Origin of the sequence: Neorhizobium sp. T6_25 (genome assembly GCF_002968555.1) — a bacterium.
GTDB lineage: Bacteria > Pseudomonadota > Alphaproteobacteria > Rhizobiales > Rhizobiaceae > Neorhizobium.
In genome coordinates this window covers 66,205-92,169 of record NZ_PVBL01000020.1, presented here as the reverse complement: position 1 = coordinate 92,169, position 25,965 = coordinate 66,205, and the positions used below count along the sequence as shown (strand labels likewise).

Here is a 25,965-nt window from a genome sequence, read left to right as displayed (position 1 = left end):
ATCGAAGCCAGCAGATTACATTGCTTCTGGAGGGAGGCGATTGCTGAAGTTGGATGGCGGCTTTCCGCATAGGTGGCTGGCCCGGCCCCTTTCGACACGACCTAAAAGAAATATGACAGCTCCTGCCCGCTTCACGTTTGGTGCCGAGGCCACACTTCATCACGACCGCTATCGAATCGGAAACTGGGTCACAGAAGATGCTCGATCCGAACCGGCAATTCCCGCAGCCGCTTGCCGGTTGCATGAAAGACTGCATTCACGATAGCTGCCGATGCGCCGACCATTGCCACCTCGCCCAGTCCCTTAACACCTACGCTATTTGCTACGGGGTCGGGTTCATCGATGAAGTCGACGTCGATCTCCCCAATATCGGCGTTCACCGGCACCACGTAGTCGGCGAGATCATTGTTAAGGAAGCCGCCGAAGCGCGGATCGACCTCGGTTGCCTCACGAAGTGCTGCCCCGAAGGCCCACACGACGCCCCCACGCACCTGACTGACCGCCGTGCGCGGGCTGACCACACGTCCGCAATCGGCGACACTTACCACGCGCGGCATCCTGATGCGCCGGGTGGTTGGCTCGACCTGGACCTCAACAAAATGGGCAATGTAGCTCATTGCGGTAAAATCGGGAAAAGTCGGGCCGGCAATGGCATATTGCCCCCTGCGCAACCGTTCCAGTGCTGCGGCATCCTGACCGGGTCCGAGCAGCGAAACCTCGACAGTTAAAAACGGGCGGCGTATGGCGGCGAGCTGCTGATGAATGGTTCCAGAAACCTGCCTTCCTGCGAGCAGTTCGGATATCGCCGCGCGCATCCGCTCGACAGCGAGTGCTGCAGTCGGCACCACGCTGAATGTTCCCCAGGACCCGGCGGTGATCTGTTGGGGAGCCGCGGTTGTGTCGCCAAGGACAATCTCGAGCTTTGCCGCGTCAATCTCCAGAGCGTCGAGCAGTACGGCGCCAATCGCCGTTTTGATACCCTGGCCAAATTCGTGGTGCGTTGTCGTGAAACGCGTCGTGCCGTCCGCACCGATGCGGAGCGTCGCCACGGTCGCGGTGACCAGGGCGGGATAGATGCCGCTCGCAACACCCCAACCGACCAGCGAGCCATCCGCGGCCCGCATGGATCCGGGCTTGGGCGTGCGTTTCGACCAGCCAAAGCGCTGGGCGCCGCGGCTGAGGCATTCATTGAGATGACGGGACGACAATGGCCGGCCGTTCTGGGGATCGACGCGGGTATCGTTAGCGATGCGGAAATCGACCGGGTCCGCGCCAAGGCTACAGGCCAATTCATCAACCGCGCATTCAAAGGCGAAGCAAGCCGGATGCTCGTGTGGTGCGCGCATATGCCCAGGAGGTTGGGTGTCGATCCTGTAGTCCAAGCCGCCACCATAATAGTTTCGAATGCCGTACAAGCGTGTAGGGCCAGCATGATAATCGGGCGGAAAGGTGCCTCGGCGGGACTGCTGCTGATCGGCTACATAATGTACGCCCGTCATTTTTCCCGCAGCATCGGCTCCAAGCTTGATGTGGTGCGTGCTGTTCGGCCGGAACTTGGCAAGGTGAAATATCTGGCCCCGCGGGGTGACTAGCTTGACCGGCCGTCCGAGCAACATAGCTGCCCGGGCGATGATGGCCGTTTGCTGCTGTACCCAGCCCTTTTGACCGAATGCACCGCCGACCGAGGAGCTCTTGACGTCAACAATGCCCGGGTCGATCCGCAGGATCCGCGCAACAACCTCCTTGATCCCACTGGCGAACTGGGTCCCTTCATAGATGATCAGCCGGCCATCCGCCCAGACAGCGGTCGTGGAAATCAGCTCGATCGGGTTGTGATGCTGGGCTGGCGATTCATATTCGACATCCACCGTCATGGTAGCTTGCGCCAGAGCGGCTCCAGCATCGCCGAAAGCAGTTGGTCGCGCCTCCTCCCGGACTGCGAGCGCGCTGCGCTTGGTGGCCGCGAACGGCTGTGTCTCAAATGTCGCCGCGACGTGCTCAGCTCCCTCGGTCGCCGCCTCCAACGTCTCGGCGACGACCAGCGCGATCGGCTGGCCACGGAACGCGATGTCTCGATGAAGGGTCGGCGGGGCGTCGGCGTTGGGGAAGCGCACCGGCTCGGGTGGCGGCGGAAAATCGTCTGGCGTCAGTATACGCACCACGCCCGGCACGTTGATGGCATCTTCGACCTGGAGGGTCGCGATACGGCCTTTGGCCACCACCGATGGTACGAGCATTGCGTACAGCATTCCCGGCACGGGAATGTCGGCGGCATAGGCCGTTACGCCCCGAACCTTGTCAAAAGCGTCAATTCTCGGCCGGTCCTTGAATGGTGTGGTGGTCATGAGGTCCTCCTTAAAGCAGATGTTCGATGCGGATGGGCAACTCGCGTATCCGTCTGCCCGTCGCATGGAAGACGGCGTTGGCGACGGCCGCTGAAATGCCCACCATTGAGACCTGGCCCAGTCCCTTGACCCCGGCAGGATTTGCGAGGGGGTCCGGCTGGTCGATCAGGCCGATCTCGATCTCGCCGATGTCAGCATTCACGGGCACCACATAATCGGCCAGGTCTTCATTGAGGTAGCCGCCGTAGCGCGGGTCGATCTCAGTCGCTTCGCGCAGGGCATGGCTCAGGCCCCAGACTACCCCACCGTACACCTGGCTATGAGCAGTACGCGGGCTTATCACGCGGCCGCAGTCGGCGATGCTCACCACCCGCGGCACCCGAATGCGCCGGGTGCGCGGCTCGATGCGCACCTCCAGAAAATGGGCGCTGTAGCTGAAGGTCGAGAATTCCGGATACACGGCTTCGGCGACGGCGAAGCCGCCTTGACGCAGGGTCTCCAGCGCGGCCTGATCCTGTCCCGGCCCCACGGTCGTCACCTCAACCTGCAGAAAGGGACGGCGGATGCTTGCGAGCTTCCGGTGAAGGTTTCCCGAGACCTGCCGGCCGTCCAGCAGGTCCGCAACGGCAGCCCGCATACGCTGCGCCGCCTGCATGGCCGCCGGCACGACGCTATTGGTGCCCCAGGATCCGGCGGTCATGTGCTGCGGTGCTGCCCTCGTGTCACCGAGAGCGATTTCCAGCCGTTCGGGGTCAATATCTAGGTCTTGAACCAGCACCGACGCGATGGCCGTCCGCATGCCCTGGCCCATTTCGTGACCGGAGATGGCAAAGCGGGTATGGCCGCGCGCGTCGATCCTGAGCGTCGCGATCGCCGGTGTCGTCGCCGACTGGTAGATACCGCAGGCCATGCCCCATCCGACCAGGCTGCCGTCAGAGGCGGTCATCGACCCCGGCTCCGGCGAGCGCCGCGACCACCCGAAGCGCCGCGCGCCTTCCCTTAGGCATTCGTTCAAGAACCTCGAGGATAGGGGATGGCCATTCTGCGGATCAATGCTTGTGTCATTCGCCAACCGAAATTCGACCGGGTCGCGGTTCGTCTTATAGGCAAGTTCGTCGATTGCACTTTCGAACGCGAAGAATGCAGGCTGGGGATGAGTGCCGCGCATGTAGCCTGAATCCTGGCGATCAAGCCGGATATCGGCGCCGGTCCCAAGATAATTTCGAACGCCATACATCCGGATTACGTCCCGATGATATTCGGTGACAGCGAAATATCCGTTTGGTGACTGCTCCTGTTCGACGTGATGCTGCACACCGACGATCTTTCCGTCAACGTCCGCGCCTATGCGGATCTGATGCCGCGTACGAGCCCGGTAGGTGGCGGTATGAAAAATCTGGGCTCGCGGCTGCACGAGTTTGACCGGCCGGCCGGTCAGAATCGCGGCGCGGGCAACAAGCGCTGTCTGGCGCTGCACGGCCTTTTGCCCAAAACTGCCGCCCATCGTTGCCCCGCGTACATGGACGCGGGCTGGATCCAGCCGCAATGCCCCGGCGACGGCGCCTTTGACGAGTGAACTGGCCTGGGTCGATTCATGGATCAACAACGCGCCATCTTCCCAGACTGCGACCGTGGCGATGAGCTCAAGAGGGTTGTGATGCTGCGTTGGAGAATCGTAGGTCGACTCTACCGTCGCCGCCGCACCGAAAAGGGCTGCCGGAGCGTCCCCGAATGCGACTTCGTCCGCTGGCTGGCGCTGCGCCCCGGCACTTTCCATCACGCAGGCAAACGCCTCCGCGACGTAGGTCGGACGGATTACCTCGGCGCCTTCAATCGCAGCCTCCAGCGTTTCAGCGATAACCAATGCGATCGGCTGGCCGCGGTAGGCGATGATCGTTTCCAGAGTGGGCGGCGGCGGGGGGCCATCTTCGCTGAACGTCGGAGGTGCGGGAAAATCTTCAGGGGTTAGGACACGGACGACGCCCGGCACGCGGAGCGCCGCTTCAACGGGCAGCGAGGATAAGCTGCCTTTGGCGATGGTGGCCGGGACAGTCATCGCGTAAAGCGTTCGGGGAAGCACCAAATCGGCCGCAAATCTTGCCTCTCCCCGCACTTTGGCAAGAGCATCGACGCGGGCACGATTGGGAAAAGCGGTGGTACTCATGTGCGACCTCTTCCGGCGGCAATGATAAGGGCATCAGCGATGGTGCGGGCGCCGAGCTCGGTCTTGAAGCTGTTATGCCGCCCGGGTCGCGCATCGCGGAAGGCGGCTTGGCCGGCAGCGAGCGCGAGTTCCGGCGTGAGCCGATGGCCGATCAGAACCTCTTCGGCCTCGGATGCGCGCCACGGCCGCGTTGCCACGCCGCCAAGCGCGATCCGCGCCCCCTCCACCCGATCACCGCTCATCTCCAGCGCTACCGCAGCAGAAGTGAGCGCGAAGGCGTAGGATTCCCGATCCCTGATCTTATGGTAGGTCGACAGGCGGCCTGCCGGCGTCTTCGGCACCGTGATTGCAGTTATCATCTCGCCGGGTCCGAGGCTAAATTCAAGATGCGGCGTGTCGCCCGGCAATCGATAGAGATCGCCGACGGGCAGGGAACGTGAACCAGCCGGTCCCAAAACCTCGATGGAGGCATCCATCGCGACAAGCGCCACCGGCCAGTCCCCCGGCGATACGGCGGTGCAGGCCTCGCTGGTCCCGAGAACCGCCTGACCGCGATCGAGCCCGCCGATAGCTGCACAGCCACTCCCCGGTTCGCGCTTGTTGCAGGGATAAATCCCACCCCCCCCGTTTCGGAAGTACATGCAGCGCGTCCGCTGGAGGAGATTGCCGCCGATGGTCGCCATGTTGCGAAGCTGCTGGGAGGCCGCCTTCCACAGAGCCTCCGACAGCACCGGATAGTCGCGCCCGATTGTCGGGTCGCCTGCGACGGCACTCATCGCCGCGTTCGCCCCAAAGCGAAGCCTATCGCCGTCCGTTTCGATCCGGTCCAAGCCCCGGACAGCGGTCACGTCGATCAGATGGGCCGGCCGCTCGATCGTAAGCTTCATGAGATCATAAAGCGTGGTGCCGCCGGCAATGAAGCGTGCGCCTTCGCCGGCTTCCGCGAACGCACCGACTGCTTCTTGAGGTGTGGCCGGACGGATGTATGTGAATGGGCGCATTTTCAGCCCCTCCCCATCTTGGCAGCAGCATCTTCAATGGCCGCGACGATGCCGACATAGGCGCCGCAGCGACAGATGTTACCGCTCATGTATTCTCGGATTCGTTCGCGTGACGTAGCGTTGCCCTCAGCGACGCACGCCACTGCAGCCATGATCTGACCGGGCGTGCAGTAGCCGCATTGAAGCGCATCATGATCGATGAACGCCTGCTGCATCGGGTGTAGCGTGTCGCCTTCGGCAAGGCTCTCGATTGTGAGCACTTCCAGGCCATCGACTTTGGCTGCCAGCGTCAAGCAGGAGGCGACACGGCGGCCGTTTATGTGAACAGTGCACGCGCCGCACTGCCCGTGGTCGCAGCCCTTCTTTGCCCCCGTCAGGGCAAGCCGTTCGCGCAGCAAGTCGAGAAGGGAGGTCCTCGGATCAACCGTAAGCTCCACCGCTTGACCGTTGATCGACGTGCGAATTATCAGCGACTGATCCGCGGAGACCGGCAAAGCAGCTTGGTGAGGCCCGCTTTGAGCGCGGGCGGAGTCTGCGAAATGGCTGGCGGCGACAACCGCGACGCCTGCGATCATTGCATCCCGCCGTGATACGAGGAGTTGGTGGTCCGGGATTTCCGGGGCGACGTCAGGATCATTGCGCATTGTTGCTCCTCTCGATTGGTAGTGTTGCGGCAGAATCTGCATTGCTGGGAGGGTTCTTTCCTCCGAGCAGGTGGCGTGTTGGGATAGGAAGCCTGTAGGACAACCGCCTGAATCCACCCGATGGCGCTATCTGATTTGCCACCACCGATCGGAGCGGGTTAACTTCCGCCAAAATAAATTCCTCCAGCGAGATCTTCCAAAAGCGTAGAGCCGCTTGGCGACCAGCCCAGACTGCGGCTCGTCTCGGCACCGGATGCACGGATGTCCATCGCGGCGAAGTGATTGAACCAGCCGAAATGGTTAAGCGCGGCTTCTGCGTCGATCGGTTCGACCGGAAGGTCCAGACCGGTGCCGATTGAAGTCGCGATGTTCCGCAAGGGAATGCCTTCCTCGGCAACTGCGTGGTAGCGCGCATGGGTCGACGCCCTCTCGGCCGCCAATCGATAGAGCCGGGCCGCGTCGCGGCGATGGACGGCGGGCCACCGGTTATCGCCGTTGCCGACATAGGCCGAAAAACCCTTTGCCCGTGCGATACCGATCAGAGTTGGCACGAACGCGCGATCCCCTTCGCCATGAACACTCGGTGGCAGACGGACAATCGAGACGGGCACCCCCAAAGCCGCCACGGCATCGGCGGCAGTTTCCGAAGCAGCGCGCGGATTGGCGGCTGCGTCGGATAGAGGAACAGCGTCCGTGGCTTCGGTAACGAGCCCGTGCTTGGGCAAGACGCCGATTGCCGAAGTGACGACGAGTGGTCTATCCGAGCCGGTAAGTTCTCCGCCGAGAAATTCGATGACATCGCGATCGGCTTCGCAGTTTGCGCCAAACTGGGAAAAGTCGTGATTGAAGGCGGTATGTATCACGCCGTCAGCCCGAGCCAGCGCCGCCCGCAGGCTGTCTCGCTCGCGCAGATCGGCCGCATAGGCTTCCGCCCCGAGTGTCGCCAGCATTCCGGCCGCGGCGGCGGAACGGACCAGTCCGATCACCCGATGTCCGGCATCGACCAGATCCTTCACCACGGCCGAGCCGACAAAACCTGCTGCGCCGGTCACCAAGATACGCATAGCAATCTTCCTTTAACTGAAGGCAATCCAGCGGCCGGCGAAGACGGCGCTAACCCAGAGACATAGCGATACGGCACCTGAGAAGCGCGCGGCTCGCCTTCCAACCAGAACCGCGAGATCAACGCCCAGCCCCGCCTGCCGCAGAAGCAGCGCGTTGCCGCCGGCTGCCGCAATGATCATCATCTTGATGAGGAAAACCGGATTTTCCGCGTAGTTCGCAATCCGCACCGAGAGCAGCAACAGCCCGGTCGTCGCTGCCAAAGCGAAGCCCCGGAGCGCCATCCTCACCAGCGCCGGCAAGGCCTCATCGAATTGTGGCCCAAGGACGCGCAACAGCCGCAGGTCGACCGCGACGATCGAGCCGAGCAGGGTCCCTATACCGATGATGTGCAAGGCCGAAATTGCAGGATAAATCCACGGCACCGCGACGATCAGCCGAACAACGCCAAGGTCCTCGATCTCTTGAAACATCAAGGCTAGCATCCGTCCACCCCCGGCGCCCAGTCTCTGGAGTAGGATAGCGTCTCCCCGTCCCTCAGCCGTATCCAGGTGCTGCGCAACTGATGCGGGGGCAGACAGTTGCGAAGCGCAACCAGTGTGAGGCGATCACCGGGCTTTACCTTAGCTTCGAGGTCGTAGAACATGCGGACCGGCGAAAGTTCGACCTCACGGACCTGCCCGAGGTCCTCGGGACGAGCTGATACCGGTCCAAAATACTCGTCCGGACGGCCGAGCTGCCCGTCAGCGACGTTTGCTCGCTCGACACGGACGGAAAAGACGGGGTGCGGCGGCGAAAAGGTCGTTTCTGTGACAATGCCGGAAATGAGTATCGGCCTGGAGGCATCGTAGCGACCGGTAACACCGTGATGTGCAACCGCGCTGCCCGCCAGTCCACAGGCAAGGATGACCGCTGCAGTATGCCGCGAAAGAGTTATAGGAAACATATTATGCTCCATTGGCAACAGATGTTTCTGTCCCAGCCGATGCAAACGTAGAGGCTTGATGCAGCACGATCCATGCCATACAGTCCGCGATATCGTCGCGATCGTCCGGAAATCATATGGATCCACTTTCTGAAGTCTTGTCGCTACTCAGAACGCGCAGCTATGTGTCGTCCGGTTTCAGGGCCGGTGGCGAGTGGTCGCTTCATTTTGCGCTCAGGGACGACGTGATCAAATGCTACGCCGTCGAGACCGGCGGATGCTGGCTGGCGGTGGACGGGATCCATGAGCAGGTCAGGCTCGAAGCAGGAGATTGCTTCGTCCTTCCAAGTGGACGTCCGTTTCGCCTTGCCAGCGATTTAGCGCTCTCCCCGACGGATTCGAAGGCCGTATTCCCTCCGGCCCTGCCGGGTGGCACCGTCACGCTGAATGATGGCCGTGACCTGCTGCTCGTGGGAAGCCGCTTTACGGTGGCGGGACGGCACGCAGGCATGCTTCTGAAGATGATGCCACCGATTGTTCATATTCGGAAGGATGTGGATCAGGCAGCATTGCGCTGGTCAGTGGCGAGGATGCGTGAGGAACTCCGCGATGGACAGCCTGGTGGCGCGTTAATTGCGCAACAGCTGGCCCACATGATGCTGGTTCAAGCGCTGCGCCTGCATCTGCTGGAAGGTGTTCATGAGCCCGGCTGGTTTGCAGCACTGACCGATAGCCGTCTATGCGCCGCGATATCGGCCATGCATGCCGACCCTTCGAGGCGCTGGACCTTGCAGGAAGTTGCTGCAGAGGCCGGAATGTCACGATCCGTCTTCGCGCAGCGGTTCCGGGACGCGGCCAGTGAAACTCCCATGGAATACCTGACCCGCTGGAGGATGCTTTTGGCCGGCGAGGAACTGGAGGTTGGGCGGCCAATCTCGGCGATCGCCCCTTCGCTAGGCTATGAATCCGAAAGCGCCTTCACCAGCGCGTTCAAGCGCGTGATGGGCTGCACGCCAAGGGACTATCTGAACAAACGTAAGACTAGGCTTCCGCTTGAGGCCGCCCAGACAGGCCGCGATACCCACAGAAGGCTTCGCGGCTGAATAGGATTACACTCCCAGGCGGATCTCTCGTGCCATGGCTGTTATCCCTGCTGCCGTTAGAAGCCATTACGCCTTCCGGGAGCCGTCATCGTAGCTTTTCCTATTGCCGCGGGCTTCCCCGATCTGGCGGATACGGCTCCAATTCCGAGCTCTTCCGCCTCGTCGGCTGAGCGTTGGGGATGGGACTGGCGGGCTCGTGATTGGCGCCGGGATATCGGGTAGTTTCTTCCTGCCATTTAGCACTGTGCCCTCGTCCCAGATCCTCGCTGCCGAAACCGCGCTCGGCCTAGTCTCGTCGAGGAAGCCCTCCCTTGGTGGTTGGGGAGCGGCCCACGTCACTGAAAGGGAGGGGGCAGAGCTAAGGCTTCTCCCTGTAAAAGATCATCCCGCCGTGATGCAGCGTATCGCTGTCGACGAACTTGCCGTCGGCGGTGAAGCCGGTGTCATCCCAGTAGTCGATGTGATTGCCGGTCACGACGTAGCGGCCCAGGTAGGCGCTGCGGCGATTGCCGCGGGCCTCGTCGTAACGGCCGGTGTCGAGTAGGTCCTGGCGGATGCGGCCGTCGCCGGTGACCCACATGCCGATATAGGGATGGTTCTGTGGCTGTGCCTGGTTGTTGGGTTGAGTGGGCATGGTGTCCTCTGCCTTGGCGATATGGGCCACCACGCCGGGGGACGCGGCGATGGTGATGATGATGGCAAGGATGATCCGGAGGGGATTGCTCATGGTTTCGTTTCCTTGCTTTCCGTGTTGCGCCGCTCCTCGAAGAGCTGCGACAGAACCTGGGAGGCGGCGATTGCCTTGGGAAAGCCTGCCGGCACGGTCACCATGTAGATGACCTCCTTGAGCTCTTCCTCCGACACGCCGATGTTGAGCGCATAGCCGGCATGAACCCTCATAAAGGCCGTCTCCCCGATTGCGGCGAAGGCGGCGACTGCGGCGAGCTGGCGCGTCCGGTTGTCGAGACCGCCGCGCGACCACACGTCGCCCAGCGCATAGGCTTCGGTCGCCTCGGCAAGAAACGGAAATTCGCGCCGCATGCCTTCAAGTGTCGGCTGCGTCGTGCCATTGTTCAGGCTGCGGATTACGGCCGCCCCGCGCTCCCGCCGTTCGTCGACAGTCTGCGCGAAAGCTGCTTCCGGTGCGAAACTAAGGGCGGCTGCGGCGCCCGCCGCTGCGACATGGGATCGGATCTGCTGGAGCATGGTAACCTCCTCTTACTGGCTGTTTGCTGGCGTTGCGATCAGAACGCGGCCCTGGTCGGGCGCACGACGATCTCGTTGACGTCGACATCCTCCGGCTGCTCGATCGCGAAGCGGACGGCGCGACCGATGGCATCGGGCGTGAGCGCGATGGCGCGGTATGTCTTCATGCCTTCGATCGCGGCTGGATCGGTAATCGTGCTGGCAAGCTCGCTTTCGACAACGCCCGGATGGATGCAGGTGACGCGCAACTTGTCGTTTTCCTGGCGCAGGCCATCGGAAATCGCCCGGACGGCGTATTTGGTGGCGCAATAGACGGCTGCTGTCGGGGAGACGGTGAGCGCGCCGACGGAGGCGATGTTGATAATCTGGCCCGAACCTCGTTCGTTCATCTCGGGCAGGACGGCCGCGATGCCGTAGAGCACGCCCTTGATGTTGACGTCGACCATCGTGTCCCATTCGTCGACCTTCAGCGAGGCCATCGGCGAGAGCGGCATGACCCCGGCATTGTTGACGATGACGTCGACGCGGCCGAATTCTTTTCGCGCAGCCCCGGCAAAGGCGGCGACATCGGCGCGATCGGTGACGTCAAGCTTGCGGGTCATTACCTTGCCGCCGGCAGCGCGGATTTCCTGGGCGACGGCTTCCAACCGGTAGGTGCGACGGGCACCCAGCACGACGGTCGCGCCGGCCTTTGCCAATTCGTGGGCGATGCCGACACCGATGCCGCTGGAAGCACCCGTGATGAGAACAACCTTGTCCATGACTTACTCCTTCATTGCGGTTGCCAGGAAGATAAGCCTGAGGCATTGTCGCGATAAGACTTCGATTCATTCATACGGCGGTAAGAGAAACTAACCAATGTGGACGGACGTCAACGCACTTGCCGTCTTCGCTCTCGTTGCCGAGGAAAAGAGTTTTCGCGCCGCCGCTGACCGGATGGGCGTCACCCGCTCGGCGGTGAGCCAGACGATCCGCAGGCTGGAAGAAACCCTCGGCATCGCACTCGTCAGCCGCACGACCCGCAGCGTGGCGCTGACGGAAGCCGGCGAGCGCCTTTATGCCGACGCGGCGCCAGCGCTTGTCGAGATCCAGGGCGCGATCGAAGCGGCCGCGAACCTTCGCGGGCCTCCGCGCGGGAGGCTGATGCTCGCGGTCTCGTCGATTGCCGATAGCTTCCTGTCGGGGCCGCTTCTGGCGTCCTTTCTGGAAGAAAACCCGGACGTGAAACTGCATGTCACCGTGACCGACGACGAATTCGATATTGTCGCGGAAGGTTATGATGCGGGCGTCAGGCTGGGCGAAGTAATCGCCCAGGACATGATCGCCGTGGCGGTCTCCGGCGAGCAACGCCAGCTGGCCGTGGCCTCGCCGGACTATCTCGAACGCTTCGGCAGGCCGCGTCATCCGAGCGAACTTGCAGGTCGCCGCTGCATCGGCTGGCGTCGGGCGGCGAGCGTTGCACCCTATCGCTGGGAATTCGCGGAGGATGGCCGAGAGTTCTCGGTGGCGGTGGCGGACACGATTACGACCACCGATATGGCGCTGATGATCAACCTTGCAATCGCGGGCGCCGGGATTAGCTTTGGCATGGAGGACAGTTTTCGGCCGGCATTTGCGCGCGGGGAGCTGGTGCCGATCCTGGAAGAATTTTGCCCGCGTTTTCCAGGCTTCTATCTTTACTATCCGAGCCGCCGCAACATGGCGCCGAAACTGAGGGCGCTGGTGGAGCATGTCCGGGGTTTTCGCACAGCGGTCGGATGAACGTCGTTAACGGCCATTGCGGGGCGTCACGAGACAGATGCAGCGAATTTTTCCGGACGCGCGCCAAGTGCAGCCTCGGCATCACTCACCCATCATCAGCGGAACCCCGATGCTTTTGTTAAGAGCGTTGACCTGAGCACTCTTGAACGCTCCTCGCCATTCGGTCACGTAATCCGAAGGAGGGCTCAGATTCATCCGCTGATGATAGCTCCATGGGCGCAACTTGGCGACATCATTCGCGCCGAGCCCGCGTAATGATGAAATGGAACGAAGATGCTGACGCCGTATCTGGAACAGATGGCCGCTTTCGGGACGACCTTTTTGCCCGACAAGGCGCGGATGGGGGCGCGAAGAGGCCGATGAGCGAACCCCGATCGGTAAAGCACTGGTCCGGACGGGCTTCTTCGCCTTGATGGGAGTAGAACCTGCGACCCCGTCATTCTACATCTTGCTTGCAGTCGACGGACATCGAACCGGAGGTCCATTTTTTTACGAAACGGTCGAAGTTTCAAGAATGCTCGAGTCTGGAGACTGAAGCTAAATTCCTACGCGCTAACGCCACAATGCCGAAATTGGCACGGCGGACAGGCGCTCCCCGAACGGGACCACCTTGTCATGGTCGTACAGGACCATGCCTGAAACAAACCGCTCTCCACATGCTTCGGCCAACATTCGCAATCCGGAAAAATCGGAAGTCGAGACGGATGCTGCCGCTTTTATCTCGATACCGACAACCCTCCCTCTTCTGTCTTCGATGACGATATCGACTTCGTTCTGCTGCTTGTCGCGAAAGTGTGAAAACTCAAAGCGGGTATGTCCGCTGCTGGCGAGTTTAAGGACCTCGCCAAAGACGAAAGTCTCCAGCAACGCTCCGAACGGCCCTCTGTCATCCCGGAGTCTCTCGAGAGAGAGGTCGCGAAGGGAGGCAAGAAGACCAGAATCCAGGAAATGTATTTTGGGGGTCTTGGTCAGGCGTTTCAGTTTGTTGGAAAACCAGGGTTGGATCGTTCTGGCGAGGAATAGGCTTTCAAATATGGCAACGTATTTTTGCGTGGTGACGTGGTTCATCCCGATGGCGGCGCCAATTCCGGAATAGTTCACGAGTTGTCCCGAATGTTCCGCCAGAATGCGTAGCAGGCGCGGCATCTGCGCGATCTGCTCGATTTGCGCTACATCGCGAACGTCGCGTTGGACGATCGCTTGGATATAATCCCCATACCAGTCCTGTCTGCGGTTCAAGGTTTTGCGACCCAATGCCTCCGGATATCCACCTGCCAGAACTGCAGCCACCAGGTCGTCACCGACGATTGGTTGTCCGGCTTTAGCTTCGTTTCGGAAGGCGTCGACCAAAAAGCTTCCACCGGCCGTTCTGATCTCGCTTTGAGCGAGCGGCAGCAGTCGGACGACCTCCATACGCCCTGCGAGCGAGTCTGCGACGCGTGGCAGCGTCATGAGATTGGCTGAACCGGTCAGGAGGAAACGCCCTGGACGCTCGTCGGTATCCACGCTTTCCTTGATCGCCAACAACAGCTCGGGAGCGCGCTGAATTTCATCGAGAATGGCGCGATCCATTCCTCTTACAAAGCCAACTGGATCCCGTCGCGCGGCACTGAGCGTCGTCGCATTGTCTAGCGTGTAATACTCCATCCCCTCGTTAGCCATCTTCTTCGCCAACGTTGTTTTTCCGGATTGTCGGGGACCCACGATCAGCACGACTCGCGTGTCTGACATGGCGTCGGCAACGCGTTGCTCAACGAGCCTTGGATACAGCGGCATAGCGTCGTTCCTTTGATAGCCGTTTGAAACTACGCGAATGACCGATTGAAAGTCAAGAGATGACTAACTGAAATCCGTATGGCGACTGATTGAAACCAAAATTAGTTGACAGATTGCGGCATGGAGGAGCGGCGAGGTCACGCAGGCACTGCTGAACCTTCGCTCACTGGCACCGGAACTGGCTTAGCTGATGCTCAGCGAAGGTGTATCCGGAGCGAAGCGAAAACAAAACTGTGCATCTTTCCATCACACCGCCAAGCCGACCAGCTTTGACAAATGGAAGGAATCCAAGCTCTTGAAGGGAGCCGAACCGCCGACCGGTTACCTTCTCAAGGCGCTGAATTTCCAGCCTGCACTATCTGAATTTGCATACCGCCATCCAGCCAACGTGGTTGCGCAGGATGCTGGCGACGCAGGTCGAGCCGGGGAAGTGGGTACGGGATCCACTGTCGTTGCACAGAACGTTCGCGAGCTTGCGCAGCGATCAGCAAAGGACATCCAGGTCATAGTCAAGTTCGCGCTGCAGGTTCTGGCGTCACTGAAGGCGGCGACGGCCTGCGGACGCTCAGCGAAGAATGCCCGCGTCGCTCGCGGCCACTCTGAAAGCTGATGCAGCCGTGGACGGATCGCCTCGACCTTCGGCAGCTTCCATGCAGGCTCGCTTGGCTAAGGCAAAGGAGTCTCCTCCCTTTTGTGGCCAGCAAGCCATCAAGTATGCCAAGGCATCCCGGCTGCCGCGAATGCTCTTGAAGTGATCGCCCGGGCCAATAACGACCTCAACTGGCTCATCCCAGAGATCATGGTCCATGAGGTGCTCCATGGGTTCCGACCTTTGAGGAACGCGAGTGGTCAGGGCTCGTTCCGGGGTTAGGGCTTTGGTCCCAAACGCGGCAGAGATCCACAGCGCTACCGGCCGTTCCTCGGTTGACCTCGAGCTGATGATGCGGATGCTGATGATCGGCCACTCCCTGTGCATATACTGGCCGGGACCCTTCTGACGATGTTCGGAGCAAAACATGCGCTTGGCGGCGTTTCCGGCTACGACGTCGCAGAGTCCCAGGACCAGGATCCCGAGAGGTTGGGCCTATCTCCGCTCCGCACTTTATCCCGGTGATCCAGCGTGGTCGGAGGCATCTGCGGCCCTCACGAGCAGACCCAATCCTCAGGGTAAGATCGATACCAAATAATGGAAGCACGTCGACTGATATCAGCGGCGTAAAGACCTTAAGCCCGCCGAGCGGCGCGCTTTAACATTCGCCCCCCTTCACTTTGAGTAGCCACCAAATGATCTCGAGCGTCAACCTCGAGTGTCACCAACCTCGCTCGGCCCTCTGCCTACCGAGCCTAGCACGCGGCAGATCAACAGCAAACGTCACCAATCCAATCAAAGGAACACGAACATGAACACGACCATCCGTACTCTTCTCGCCTCCGCCTTCCTCTTCACCGCCGGCTCAGCTCTTGCCGCCGATGGCGAGTACTACCAGGGCGTCTCCGCCCGGCAGTCGGTCATGACCGACAACCTACACACCGGCAGCGTCGAGGGCGAAGTCTCCGCCCAGCGCCTCCTCGTCGACCAGGCGTCCGCACCCGTCAACAGCGGCGACTACTGGGACAGCGCAAACCGCCAAAACTGAATATCAACCTCATCATCAACGGCAAAAGCCATCCATCCAACAAAGGAACACGAACATGAACACGACCATCCGCACCCTTCTCGCCTCCGCCTTCCTCGTCACCGCCGGCTCGGCTCTTGCTGCCGATGGCGAGTACTACCAGGGCGTCTCCGCCCGGCAGTCGGTCGTGACCGACAACCTCCACACCGGCAGCGTCCAGGGCGAAGTCTCTGCCAGCCGCCTGGTCGGCCAGGCGTCCGCCCCCGTCAACAGCGGCGACTACTGGGACGGCGCGAACCGCCAAAACTGAACATCAACCTCATCATCAACGGCAAAAGCCAATCCATTCAAAGGAACACCGCCGGCTCAGCTCTTGCCGCCGATGGCGAGTACTACCAGGGCGTCTCCGCCCGGTAGTCGGTCATGACCGACAACCTTCACACCGGCAGCGTCCAGGGCGAAGTCTCTGCCAGCCGCTTCGTCGGCCAGGCGTCCACCCCGTCAACAGCGGCGACTACTGGGACGGCGCAAACCGCCAAAACTTTCGGCAGTCTATACCGCGAGGTCGCTGAGGAAAGTTCGCCGTCCGCGTCGCCGCCAGAGAAGAAGCGACGCGGAATATTCGGCTGGCTAGCGCCGGTCACTTATGAGCATGTTTTAGCGAGCTGATCCAAGACGAACTGGCGCGAAGTATCGCGGGGGATGTCGGGCGACAGTCAGTAGAACAACATCCGCGCTCAGGATTCGGGATCCGTAGTCAATCCCCGGATCTATGTTGTCATTCCATAAGCACATGCGGTCGAGCCTGGGTAATCCGGCCCCCACGACGGTGGTATTCTCCTGCCATCACACGTCGCATACGCGATCCGGATGAATGGAAAAAGGGAGAATAGGAATGATGAGCACTGCAGCGAGCAAGACTAGGGTTGCTCCGGTCTTACGAAGGCTAGGCAAGTCGGGCCTAGCGGCCATGATCGCGCTCGGGGCGGCTCTGGCTCCAGTATCCCCTGCCTCAGCGCACCACGGCTGGCCCGGCTTCCAAACTGACCGCCTTGTCTATGTTTCGGGAACGGTCTCTTCCGATGGTGTCTGGGGTAACCCGCACTCGCAGTTTGAGATCTCGCTCGACAGCAATCTTCCCGCCGACACTCCGGATCTAAGAATTCCGGAGGAACTACAGGATCCGGAGGACAGCAGCCGGGTCAATGCCGCGCGCTCCTACGCCGGACCACACAAGACGCTGGAGATCATCATCGCGCCACCCGCGTGGTCGGGAAGATGGGGTCTCGGCCGTGCGCTGAAGGTTGGAGAGCGGTTCCAGGGTGTCGGATACATCAACCGGACTGACGATGGTCTGTTTCGCCCGGTGGTGTTCTGGTACGGCGATGACAGCGTGCCTGTGAACCAGGTGCTGGGCAACACTCTACCGGTGCGCGCGCCACTTCCAAAGTGACATCAGGCATACGCGCTGAGACCAGTCCAGCCGGACGTTCGGACTGATGAGGTAAGGATCGTGCTCGTTGCAGGTTTCCGTAGTGGCACGCTTCGGCCGATCGAGCGAATGGACCTGATCAAAATATGGCAGATCTTCTGAACTACGTTCTGGCGATGTTGCAGAACTCACCGCTTGGCGGGATCGTCCGGAATGCGAGCCTGGTCTATCCGGTCCTCGAGGCGGTCCACATCCTGGGTATCGCTCTCCTTGTAGGTCCCGCGTTCGCCTTCGACTTCAGCGTCTTGGGCTTCGGCCGAAGGTTGGTCTCGGTGACCACGGCAGGGCGCTGTCTGCTTCCTATCTCGCACGTCGGCCTGACCGTCACCGCCGCTACCGGGATCGCGTTGCTCAGTGCTCAGGCGACCGTGATTGCGAACACCGGCGCAGCACCGTGGAAGTTCGGTCTGCTGATCCTTGCGGGGATCAATGTCGCTGTGTTCCATGGTGGGACCTACCGCAGCGTCGACCTCTGGAAGGATCTCGCCGTGACCCCTGTGGCTGCCCGCGTTGGGGCCGCCGTGTCTCTCGTAACGTGGACGGGCATCATCTTCGCCGGACGTCTGCTGGCGTATACCTGACCGCCAGTTTGAGAACTGCGGAAAGCCGCATCTTTCCCGGTGACGGAAGGTTCGAAAAAGGATCTGACGCAGTCAGTTCCGATGCCTGAGGGCGTCGACCACCAACGCCATTGCAGGCGACATCTGGCGTCGGCTCGGATAGTAGAGGTGGTATCCCGTAAAAGGCTCGCACCAATCCTCAAGCACGGCCTGCAGTGCCCCCGACCTAAGTTGTGCCTCAACGATATCCTCCGGAACGTACGCGATTCCGTATCCCTTGACCGCGGCGTCGACCTGGGACAGCGAGGAGTTGAAACTGAGCTGTCCATCGACCCTGACCCGCAGCTCCCGTCCATCCTTCTCGAATTCCCATGCGTAGAAGCCGCCCCACGTAGCCTGCCGCGTGTTGATGCAGACATGGCTGACAAGGTCCTGGGGCGTGGCTGGAACGCCATGCCTTGAAAGATAGTCTGGAGAAGCGACGGCAAGGAGGCGCCAGTCCGGTCCTATCCGAACAGCGATCATGTCCTTGTCGACGCTCTCGCCGAGCCGGACGCCCGCGTCGAAACGCTCCTCTACGATGTTGCGCATGCCGTTGTCGCTGTAGAGTTCCACCTTGAGATCGGGATATTCGGACAGGATGCGGCTGAGCTTCGGCCAGACCGTCATCTGAAGCGCGTGGTCCGAGAGTGTCAGGCGCACGGTGCCCGAGGGTTTTTCCCGGAAGGCAACAAGGTCGGCGAGATCCGCCTCGATCCCCTCGAACCTCGGAGCGAGCGACTGCAACAGGCGCTCTCCAGCCTCCGTAGTCGCGACGCTACGGGTCGTCCGGGTGAGCAGGCGAACTCCCAGACGCGTCTCCAACTGCTTAATCGTGTGGCTGAGCGTTGACTGCGAGGTGCCGAGTGTGGCCGCGGCCTTTGTGAAGCTCTGCTCCTTCGCCACTTCTATGAACCACAGCAGATCCTTCATGTCGTTCCGTAGCATGGCCGTCCCGGTCTCTATTAATGTCGAGCATCGATAACTTCATGCGGATTAGCACGGATTGTCCGCAAAGTCCTCAGTCAATATATTTCCCCCTGAAGATGTGAAACGCCAGCTCAAGGATTCACGAAATGAGCATAACCTTCGATCAGGACATTAGCGGCAAAAAGGCCGCATGGGGAGCGGTGCTTTCCATGACCCTGTGCGTCTTCGTTCTGATCGCCTCCGAGTTCATGCCCGTCAGCCTTCTCACGCCGATCGCGGCCGATCTTGGAGTGACGGAAGGACAGACGGGGCAGGCGATCTCGATCTCCGGCGTGTTCGCTGTCATCACAAGCCTGTTCATCGCCAGCACCACTCGTCGGCTTGACCGAAAGTTCGTGGTCCTAAGCCTGACAGCTCTTCTCGCCGTCTCCGGGATCATCGTGACCTTTGCGCCCACATACATCGTCCTGATGATCGGACGTGCTATGCTTGGGATCTCGATCGGAGGGTTCTGGTCGATGTCTACGGCGATCGTCATGCGCCTTGTGACACCGGGCGAGGTCCCAGCCGCCCTCGCGATGCTTAACGCAGGTAATGCGATCGCCGCGACCATCTCAGCTCCGCTCGGCAGCCTTCTGGGAGCCTACATCGGCTGGAGAGGCGCATTCTTCCTCATTGTACCAATCGCGATCCTGGCAATCGTCTGGCAGTTCATCAGCCTTCCCGCTCTGCCTCCGCGCGATGCCCAGTCGTCGCCGAACGTGTTCAGGTTGCTCCGACGTCCCCTGGTCGTCGCCGGGATGAGCGCCATTCTGTTCCTGTTCATGGGCCAGTTCGCGCTCTTCACCTATCTGCGTCCTTTCCTGGAGCAGGTTACCCACCTCGACATCGAGATGCTCTCCCTCATTCTCCTGGTGATGGGGCTGGCCGGAGCGGTAGGCACCTGGGTGATCGGCCGACTGCTGAGGCATCGTCTGTTCAGCATCCTGGTGGCCATTCCCCTAGTGATGGCGGGACTCGCTCTGTTCCTGATCGTCTTCGGAGCCAGTGAGCTACCGGTGCTTGCCGCGCTCGTCGGCTGGGGCTTCTTCGGCACGGCGGCACCGGTCGGGTGGGGAACCTGGCTCAGCCGTTATCTTGCCGATGACGCAGAGGCCGGAGGAGGACTTCAGGTCGCGGTCATACAGCTCGCCATCACCGCGGGAGCATCCATTGGCGGAGTGCTTTTCGACACCGTCGGTTGGTGGTCGACATTCGCCTTCGCCGTTGCCTTGCTAATTGCCTCGTCCCTCGCTTCGATCGCCGCCTGGCAGACGACCCGGAGAGCATCATGAGCATTCAACCGCATCTGATCACGCGCCGCACCCTGCTTGCACTAGGGGCTGCCGCCCTCGCTCTGCCGGGGCAGAGCCTGAGCCAGACTGATCCCAACAACCAGGAGCCGACCGACGTGAAGATCAAGCTAACCTTCAGCGACCAAAAGATGACGGCGACGCTCTACGACAATCCGTCGGCCCGCGACTTCGCCTCAATGCTTCCGCTTAACCTCACGATCAAGGACTACGGATCGAACGAGAAGATCGCCTACCTGCCGCGGAAGCTGACAACCGATGGGAGCGGGCCCTTCTCAAACGAGCGGCCATACGACCTCTGCTACTACATGCCCTGGGGAAATCTCGCGATGTTCTACGCCGACTACAAGCATACGGACCTCGTCCGCCTCGGTCGATTCGACGACGGCCATGAAGCGCTTCACGTGCGCGGGGAGTTTCCGCTGCGCATCGAACGCATCCAGTGAAACCATCACAGTAACAAAGGAGACTGAAATGAGCAGTCGCAACGCAGACATCAATTCGAGCAGGCGTGGCCTCATGAAGGCGACCGGACTCGCCGTCGCGGCAATGAGCCTCATCCCGGCGGGTGCGGCGAGTCCCGCGCTTGCACAGACCACGGAGTGGGACAAGACGTTCCCCAAGAGCGGCAAGGTCGATCACCAGAAGGTTTCTTTCAAGAACCGCTACGGCATCACCTTGTCGGCCGACCTCTACATGCCGAAGAACCGTGCCAGCAGCGGCAACCCGGCGATCGTGTTGAGCGGCCCCTTCGGAGCGGTCAAGGAACAGTCTTCCGGGCTCTATGCACAGACCATGGCCGAGCGCGGCTTCATCACACTCGCCTTCGATCCCTCCTACACGGGTGAGAGCGGCGGCGAACCCCGCAACATCGCGTCGCCGGACATCAATACGGAAGACTTCAGTGCCGCGGTGGACTTCATCGGCCTGCGTCCGGAAGTCGATCGCGAACGGATCGGTGTGATCGGGATCTGCGGCTGGGGCGGCATGGCGCTGAACGCCGTTGCTTCGGACAAGCGTGTGAAGGCGGTTGTCGCCAGCACCATGTACGACATGACCCGCGTCATGTCGAAGGGCTACAATGACGCGGTCACGCTGGAGCAGCGCACCAAGACCTTAGAGCAGTTGAGCCGTCAGCGTTGGGTCGACGCCGAAAAGGGCGCCCCCGCCTACCAGCCGGCGTACAACGCCGAAGTCAATGCAGACTCCCCGCAGTTCATGATTGACTACCACGACTACTATGCGAAGGCGCGCGGCTACCACAGGGGGGCGGTCAATTCTAAGAATGCCTGGTCGCAGACCACGCCGATCTCCTTTATGAACATGCCAATCCTGACATACATTGCAGAAATCTCGCCGCGCCCCGTCCTGCTCATCCACGGCGAGAAGGCCCACTCACGCTACTTCGCGGAGACTGCCTTCGCAGCCGCGGCGGAGCCAAAGGAGCTGATGATCATCCCGAACGCAAGCCATGTCGATCTCTACGACCGCGTTGAAAAGATCCCGTTCGACAAGATGGCCGAGTTCTTCGGCCAGCATCTCGCTTAAACCGACAACTTCCCCAACCCAATCAAAGGCGGCGAGGTGACCCTCGGGTCACGTCGCCGCCTCGCTTGTTATCAGGAGACATGAAATGACAGACAACATCTCTGGCAAGACCATCGTCATCACAGGCGCCTCAAGCGGCATGGGTGCCGCAGCCGCTAGGTATCTCGCGGCAAAGGGTGCCAACGTCGTTCTGGGGGCACGCCGCTCGGATCGCATCGAGGCTCTCGCCGCAGAACTCAACGCTGCAGGCCACAAGGCCACGGCCGTGGTGACCGATGTGACGAGGCAGGAGGATCTGCGGAGGCTGGTCAACGCCGCGATCGAGTCCTACGGGCGGATCGACGTGCTCATCAACAACGCGGGGGTCATGCCGCTATCGCCGATGGAGAGGCTGAAGGTCGACGAGTGGGACCAGATGATCGACGTGAACGTCAAAGGCGTGCTCTATGGCATCGCCGCTGCGCTCCCTTATATGAAGGAGCAGAGGTCGGGCCACATCATCAACCTGTCATCCGTGGCTGGCCACAAGCTCTTCGGCGGCTCAGCCGTTTACTCCGCCACTAAGTTTGCAGTCAGGGCGCTGTCGGAAGGACTCCGCCAGGAGATGGCTCCCTACAACATCCGCACCACGATCATCTCCCCCGGAGCCGTCAAGACGGAACTGCTGGACCACATCAGCGAGAGGGACGTGCAGCAGGCGAACCAGGACTACGTAGGGGAGGTCGGCGTACCTGCCGACACCTTCGCCAGGATGGTCGCCTTCGCGATCAGCGAACCAGAGGATGTTGCCGTGAACGAGATCCTGTTCCGTCCGACGGCGCAGGAACTGTAGCCAGCACCGGGACCGCTCGCGGCGGTTTCCGGACGTAATCGCAGACGGCCGATGGGAAAGCCCCTCGGCCGTCTTTCTGTTCGAGGTCCTGCGCGGGCTTTGATGTCCAGATCAGATAGCCCCTATCAGAACCGACATTCTAATCCTGCGTTGGCGCGTTCCTATCTCAGGATGGCAAGCACACCAAAGAAGGATGACGACCGTGAAACGTCTGGCAGCCGCCACCCTCGCTCTTGCGACCATCGCAACATCTCCCGCGTTCTCCCAGCAGAGTTCGACAATGATCAATTCATCAAGCGTGTCCTCGGACGACATCCGGAGCGTCTCCCCCGCTCTCGGACGCTACGAGAAGGAGGACATCGTTGAGGGCCTTTGGGCCCGTCAGCAGCTTTCGATCCGTGACCGCAGCGTCGTCACCGTCGCCATCCTCGTCGCCCGCAGCCAGACCGCCGATCTTCCGCACTACATGAACCTCGCGCTCGACAACGGCGTCACGCCGAAGGAGCTTTCCGAGATCATCACTCATCTCGCCTTCTATGCGGGCTGGACGAACGCGATGTCGGCGGTGGCTGTCACCGAAAACATCTTCGCCGAGCGGAACATAGGCGCGGATCAGTTGCCTGACGCTTCTCCGGCTCTCATGCCGCTAAACCAGGAGGGCGAGGCTGCACGTCAAAAAGGCGGTCCAAGGCCTGCTGGGCGATGCCTCGCCTGGGCTGGCGAATTTCACGACTGATCCGCTGTTCAAGGATGTCTGGCTGCGACCGGATCTCTCGCCCCGTGATCGTAGTCTCGTGACCATCACGTCACTGATGGCGAACGGGCAGGTGGCCCAGCTCGCAGGGCATCTCAACAGAGCGCTCGACAACGGACTCACTCCGGAACAGGCGGGCGAGGTCGTCACCCAGATCGCCTTCTACGCCGGATGGCCAAATGCCTTCTCGGCAGGGCCTGTCGTCGCCGAAGTGCTCAAGAAGCGCCAGCAGTAGAACCATCGCTGAATAGAAGGAACCATAACATGAAGAACGCTCTCATCGCCGCCACCTTGTCCACCATGGCCCTGGCGGGCGCACCTGCGGCAAGATCCGAAAGCATTACCGTCAGTGTGGCCGGAAGCGCAGCGTCCGTTCTCGCGGACCCGAAGAACTTCACAGGCAGTGTCGTAGTCGACATGCTTCTGCCCACATCCTTGTCGACACCCGCGTCATCTGCGCTCGTCAGCTTCGCACCCGGCGCCCGGACGGCCTGGCACAGCCACCCGCTTGGCCAGATGCTGATCGTCACGGCAGGCAAGGGCTGGGTGCATCAGGAAGGGCAGGAGCGTCAGGAAATACGGCAGGGAGAGACCGTCTGGATCCCGGCAGGTATGAAGCACTGGCATGGGGCGACTGCGCAGAACGCCATGAGCCACTACGCCATCACCTACATCAAGGACGGGAAGAACGCTGAATGGATGGAGCTTGTTTCAGACGAACAGTACCAGAACTAGCTGGATGAAGTCGTAGCGTTGCTCACTGGGGTGGCATTAACCGAGGCCGCCCCAGTCAAGCGCATGGAGTCCCTCCGCATAGTTCCAATTCCGGCAACCGATGTCTGGCGCTCGGGGGCTCCGTGACGCGCAGAAGGCTTTTCCAACATTAGGGCTGCACAGTCCAAGAATGGGTGATGCGAATCTAAATTATCTGGCGACGCTCAAGAACGAAAACTCGAATGCATAGCCAGCTATGTAAAGTCAGGTAAGAGATATTATGGAACTTCTGCGACTTGTCCGCAGGCGTTTACTTAGCGGAGTGAACCGTGACCGGTGTTCACATCGGCACCTTGACCGCCGCGTCCGATTGCGACGAGGAGCGTTCCGAGCGACAAATATTTGCAAAAGCTGACAGTGTGAGCTAGTTAGCTTCATCCACAAGGACCCGGTGAGACTCCGGGTGGCTCTTCTGGCCGCCGATCCGCCAGACAACACAGCAACGCAACCTATTTCATTTTTCGAGGACCGAGATTTGCTCGGGCCGTTGCCTCAACTGTGAAAAAATCTCCCATGCGAACTCTTTCAAACTACCGTCAGGAGTGGTTCTCCAACATCCGTGGCGACGTGCTCTCGGGCATCGTCGTCGCCCTCGCGCTCATCCCGGAAGCCATCGGATTCTCCGTGATCGCGGGCGTCGATCCCAAGGTCGGCCTTTACGCTTCCTTCGCCATCGCCTGCGTGGCTGCCTTTGTGGGCGGTCGGCCGGGTATGATCTCTGCCGCCACGGCGGCGACCGCCGTTGTCATGATCTCGTTGGTCAAGGAGCACGGTCTTCAGTATCTGTTCGCCGCCACCATCCTGATGGGTATCATCCAGATCGTCGCGGGATGGCTGAGGCTCGGCCGGGTGATGCGCTTCGTCTCCCGCTCGGTCATTACGGGCTTCGTCAACGCACTTGCGATCCTGATCTTCATGGCCCAGTTGCCCGAGCTTGTCGGGGTCCCGACGCTCACCTACGTGATGATCGCGGGCGGCCTCGCCATCATCTACCTCTTTCCACACGTGACCAAGGCTATCCCATCGCCGCTCGTGGCCATCGCGATCCTCACGGCCATGGCGTGGTGGTTCGGCATGGACCTGCGCACCGTCGGCGACCTGGGCGAACTTCCGTCTTCGATCCCATTCCTGATGCTTCCGCAGGTTCCGTTGACCTGGGAGACGCTACAGATCATCTTCCCATACTCGGTGACGCTCGCTGCCGTCGGCCTGCTGGAATCGCTGCTTACCGCGCAGATCGTCGACGACATGACTGATACGCCCAGCAACAAGAGCCAGGAATGCGTTGGTCAGGGCGCGGGGAACATCGCCTCGGCGCTGATCGGCGGCATGGGCGGATGCGCCATGATCGGACAGTCGGTCATCAACGTGACATCGGGTGGTCGAGGACGGCTCTCGACGTTCGTCGCGGGTGCTTTCCTGCTATTCCTGATCGTCGTCCTCAACGACCTCGTCCGGATCATCCCGATGGCCGCGCTTGTTGCGGTCATGATCATGGTTTCCATTGGCACTTTCTCCTGGCGGTCGATCCTCGACCTGAGACACCATCCGCTTCCATCCTCCGTCGTCATGCTGGCGACGGTCATCACCGTCGTCGCAACGCATGATCTGGCAAAAGGCGTGATCGTTGGCGTCCTGCTGTCGGGCATCTTTTTTGCTGGCAAGGTGGCCCGTCTGTTCAGGGTCGCGCGCCTGGAGGATGCTGAACAAAACCGTGTCACCTATGCAGTCGAGGGTCAGGTCTTTTTTGCGTCAGCGGAAGCGTTCATCCATGCGTTCGACTTCACTGATAAGGGAAGGCGGATCATCATCGATCTGACGAAGGCCCATCTCTGGGACATCACCGCAATTGGCGCGTTGGACAAGATCGTATTGAAGTTCCGTCAGGCGGGCGACGAGGTCGAGGTCCTCGGCTTCAACGAGGCGAGTGCTGACATGATTGACCGCTTCGCACTGCACGACAAGGATGAGCGGCTTGCGGCAAGTGCCTCACTGCACTGACAACGTGGCTGCGTCCTCTCGTGCGCAGCCATCTGCCCCGCTACTGTTGCCTCTTGGTCTGGAAGATCGAATGATCCCAA

Annotated in this window: 27 protein-coding genes, 1 pseudogene and 1 other annotated feature; of the genes and pseudogenes, 15 read left to right on the top strand and 13 right to left on the bottom strand. The window is 60.9% G+C overall.

Translation table 11 applies throughout. The features are described from left to right. Positions 1 to 188: 188 nt before the first annotated feature. From C5L10_RS23215 to C5L10_RS23185, 7 genes are all read right to left on the bottom strand, one after another. The gene (locus tag C5L10_RS23215) at positions 189 to 2,345 is read right to left on the bottom strand and encodes a xanthine dehydrogenase family protein molybdopterin-binding subunit (RefSeq protein WP_105431600.1); all 2,157 of its coding nucleotides are present in this window, start codon (positions 2,343 to 2,345) and stop codon (positions 189 to 191) included. A gap of 10 nt (positions 2,346 to 2,355) precedes the next feature. Then, complete coding sequence (locus C5L10_RS23210) at positions 2,356 to 4,509, bottom strand: xanthine dehydrogenase family protein molybdopterin-binding subunit (protein ID WP_105431599.1); 2,154 nt, start codon at positions 4,507 to 4,509, stop codon at positions 2,356 to 2,358. Beyond that, complete coding sequence (locus C5L10_RS23205) at positions 4,506 to 5,510, bottom strand: xanthine dehydrogenase family protein subunit M (protein ID WP_105431598.1); 1,005 nt, start codon at positions 5,508 to 5,510, stop codon at positions 4,506 to 4,508. The genes C5L10_RS23210 and C5L10_RS23205 overlap by 4 nt, the downstream gene beginning before the upstream one ends. Positions 5,511 to 5,512: 2 nt before the next feature. After that, positions 5,513 to 6,154, bottom strand: coding sequence for a (2Fe-2S)-binding protein (locus C5L10_RS23200; protein WP_105431630.1), 642 nt, complete (start codon positions 6,152 to 6,154; stop codon positions 5,513 to 5,515). A 158-nt stretch (positions 6,155 to 6,312) separates the two neighbouring features. After that, a complete protein-coding gene (locus tag C5L10_RS23195; RefSeq protein ID WP_105431597.1) occupies positions 6,313 to 7,218 on the bottom strand; it encodes an SDR family oxidoreductase in 906 nt (301 codons plus the stop codon). A gap of 12 nt (positions 7,219 to 7,230) precedes the next feature. Then, positions 7,231 to 7,689, bottom strand: coding sequence for a hypothetical protein (locus tag C5L10_RS23190; protein ID WP_245448132.1), 459 nt, complete (start codon positions 7,687 to 7,689; stop codon positions 7,231 to 7,233). A gap of 5 nt (positions 7,690 to 7,694) precedes the next feature. Beyond that, positions 7,695 to 8,162: a DUF6152 family protein gene (locus C5L10_RS23185; RefSeq protein WP_105431595.1), complete on the bottom strand. Its 468-nt coding sequence runs from the start codon at positions 8,160 to 8,162 to the stop codon at positions 7,695 to 7,697. Positions 8,163 to 8,278: 116 nt separating this feature from the next. On the opposite strand from C5L10_RS23185, the gene C5L10_RS23180 reads away from it, so the two are divergent. Beyond that, complete coding sequence (locus tag C5L10_RS23180) at positions 8,279 to 9,244, top strand: AraC family transcriptional regulator (RefSeq protein ID WP_105431594.1); 966 nt, start codon at positions 8,279 to 8,281, stop codon at positions 9,242 to 9,244. A 358-nt stretch (positions 9,245 to 9,602) separates the two neighbouring features. Here the strand turns inward: C5L10_RS23180 and C5L10_RS23175 are convergent, their stop codons facing one another. The 3 genes from C5L10_RS23175 to C5L10_RS23165 are packed head-to-tail and all read right to left on the bottom strand — an operon-like array spanning position 9,603 to position 11,211. Next, the gene (locus C5L10_RS23175) at positions 9,603 to 9,971 is read right to left on the bottom strand and encodes an Atu4866 domain-containing protein (protein ID WP_105431593.1); all 369 of its coding nucleotides are present in this window, start codon (positions 9,969 to 9,971) and stop codon (positions 9,603 to 9,605) included. Continuing rightward, positions 9,968 to 10,450: a carboxymuconolactone decarboxylase family protein gene (locus tag C5L10_RS23170; RefSeq protein WP_105431592.1), complete on the bottom strand. Its 483-nt coding sequence runs from the start codon at positions 10,448 to 10,450 to the stop codon at positions 9,968 to 9,970. Before C5L10_RS23170 ends, C5L10_RS23175 begins: the two co-directional genes overlap by 4 nt. A gap of 38 nt (positions 10,451 to 10,488) precedes the next feature. Beyond that, a complete protein-coding gene (locus C5L10_RS23165) occupies positions 10,489 to 11,211 on the bottom strand; it encodes an SDR family oxidoreductase (protein WP_105431591.1) in 723 nt (240 codons plus the stop codon). 97 nt (positions 11,212 to 11,308) lie between these two features. On the opposite strand from C5L10_RS23165, the gene C5L10_RS23160 reads away from it, so the two are divergent. After that, a complete protein-coding gene (locus C5L10_RS23160; RefSeq protein ID WP_105431590.1) occupies positions 11,309 to 12,211 on the top strand; it encodes a LysR family transcriptional regulator in 903 nt (300 codons plus the stop codon). A gap of 552 nt (positions 12,212 to 12,763) precedes the next feature. Here the strand turns inward: C5L10_RS23160 and C5L10_RS23155 are convergent. Then, positions 12,764 to 13,987 carry an ATP-binding protein gene (locus C5L10_RS23155; protein ID WP_105431589.1) on the bottom strand — a complete coding sequence of 408 codons (1,224 nt, stop codon included), beginning with the start codon at positions 13,985 to 13,987 and terminating at the stop codon, positions 12,764 to 12,766. A gap of 190 nt (positions 13,988 to 14,177) precedes the next feature. On the opposite strand from C5L10_RS23155, the gene C5L10_RS33775 reads away from it, so the two are divergent. Then, positions 14,178 to 14,597, top strand: coding sequence for a hypothetical protein (locus tag C5L10_RS33775; protein ID WP_172717133.1), 420 nt, complete (start codon positions 14,178 to 14,180; stop codon positions 14,595 to 14,597). Here the strand turns inward: C5L10_RS33775 and C5L10_RS23145 are convergent. Then, entirely contained in the window at positions 14,553 to 14,795 is a 243-nt protein-coding gene (locus tag C5L10_RS23145; RefSeq protein WP_105431629.1) for a DUF982 domain-containing protein, read from the bottom strand. The two genes, C5L10_RS33775 and C5L10_RS23145, sit on opposite strands and share 45 nt — an antisense overlap. 592 nt (positions 14,796 to 15,387) lie before the next feature. On the opposite strand from C5L10_RS23145, the gene C5L10_RS23135 reads away from it, so the two are divergent. From C5L10_RS23135 to C5L10_RS23120, 5 genes are all read left to right on the top strand, one after another. Continuing rightward, on the top strand, positions 15,388 to 15,624 hold the full coding sequence (locus tag C5L10_RS23135) for a hypothetical protein (RefSeq protein WP_105431587.1): 237 nt from the start codon (positions 15,388 to 15,390) through the stop codon (positions 15,622 to 15,624). Between the two features lie 55 nt (positions 15,625 to 15,679). After that, positions 15,680 to 15,913, top strand: coding sequence for a hypothetical protein (locus C5L10_RS23130; RefSeq protein WP_105431586.1), 234 nt, complete (start codon positions 15,680 to 15,682; stop codon positions 15,911 to 15,913). A 113-nt stretch (positions 15,914 to 16,026) separates the two neighbouring features. Next, entirely contained in the window at positions 16,027 to 16,272 is a 246-nt protein-coding gene (locus C5L10_RS33770) for a hypothetical protein (protein ID WP_172717132.1), read from the top strand. A 226-nt stretch (positions 16,273 to 16,498) separates the two neighbouring features. Next, positions 16,499 to 17,056 (top strand): hypothetical protein, encoded by a 558-nt coding sequence (locus C5L10_RS23125; RefSeq protein WP_105431585.1) that lies wholly within the window; start codon positions 16,499 to 16,501, stop codon positions 17,054 to 17,056. 125 nt (positions 17,057 to 17,181) lie between these two features. Then, the gene (locus tag C5L10_RS23120; RefSeq protein WP_105431584.1) at positions 17,182 to 17,676 is read left to right on the top strand and encodes a hypothetical protein; all 495 of its coding nucleotides are present in this window, start codon (positions 17,182 to 17,184) and stop codon (positions 17,674 to 17,676) included. Positions 17,677 to 17,748: 72 nt separating this feature from the next. Here C5L10_RS23120 and C5L10_RS23115 read toward each other — a convergent pair whose 3' ends face one another. Next, on the bottom strand, positions 17,749 to 18,642 hold the full coding sequence (locus C5L10_RS23115; RefSeq protein WP_105431583.1) for a LysR family transcriptional regulator: 894 nt from the start codon (positions 18,640 to 18,642) through the stop codon (positions 17,749 to 17,751). A 128-nt stretch (positions 18,643 to 18,770) separates the two neighbouring features. Here C5L10_RS23115 and C5L10_RS23110 point away from each other — a divergent pair, with 128 nt between their 5' ends. The 7 genes and pseudogenes from C5L10_RS23110 to C5L10_RS23080 all read left to right on the top strand — a co-directional run bounded on the left by C5L10_RS23110 (position 18,771) and on the right by C5L10_RS23080 (position 25,885). Then, a complete protein-coding gene (locus C5L10_RS23110) occupies positions 18,771 to 19,958 on the top strand; it encodes an MFS transporter (protein ID WP_105431582.1) in 1,188 nt (395 codons plus the stop codon). Beyond that, positions 19,955 to 20,422 carry a cyclophilin-like fold protein gene (locus C5L10_RS23105; RefSeq protein WP_105431581.1) on the top strand — a complete coding sequence of 156 codons (468 nt, stop codon included), beginning with the start codon at positions 19,955 to 19,957 and terminating at the stop codon, positions 20,420 to 20,422. Before C5L10_RS23110 ends, C5L10_RS23105 begins: the two co-directional genes overlap by 4 nt. 28 nt (positions 20,423 to 20,450) lie before the next feature. Continuing rightward, entirely contained in the window at positions 20,451 to 21,524 is a 1,074-nt protein-coding gene (locus C5L10_RS23100) for an alpha/beta hydrolase (protein ID WP_105431580.1), read from the top strand. Between the two features lie 85 nt (positions 21,525 to 21,609). Then, on the top strand, positions 21,610 to 22,356 hold the full coding sequence (locus tag C5L10_RS23095) for an SDR family oxidoreductase (RefSeq protein ID WP_105431579.1): 747 nt from the start codon (positions 21,610 to 21,612) through the stop codon (positions 22,354 to 22,356). 193 nt (positions 22,357 to 22,549) lie between these two features. After that, a pseudogene (locus tag C5L10_RS23090) lies at positions 22,550 to 23,345 on the top strand (carboxymuconolactone decarboxylase family protein). Positions 23,346 to 23,374: 29 nt separating this feature from the next. Further along, the gene (locus tag C5L10_RS23085) at positions 23,375 to 23,845 is read left to right on the top strand and encodes a cupin domain-containing protein (RefSeq protein WP_105431578.1); all 471 of its coding nucleotides are present in this window, start codon (positions 23,375 to 23,377) and stop codon (positions 23,843 to 23,845) included. Between the two features lie 420 nt (positions 23,846 to 24,265). Continuing rightward, positions 24,266 to 24,321: a sequence feature (sul1 is cis-regulatory element that is thought to sense ions involved in sulfur or methionine metabolism; They are found in Alphaproteobacteria), on the top strand. Positions 24,322 to 24,397: 76 nt separating this feature from the next. Then, positions 24,398 to 25,885, top strand: a complete 1,488-nt coding sequence (locus tag C5L10_RS23080; protein WP_105431577.1) for a SulP family inorganic anion transporter — start codon at positions 24,398 to 24,400, stop codon at positions 25,883 to 25,885. Positions 25,886 to 25,965 lie beyond the last annotated feature (80 nt).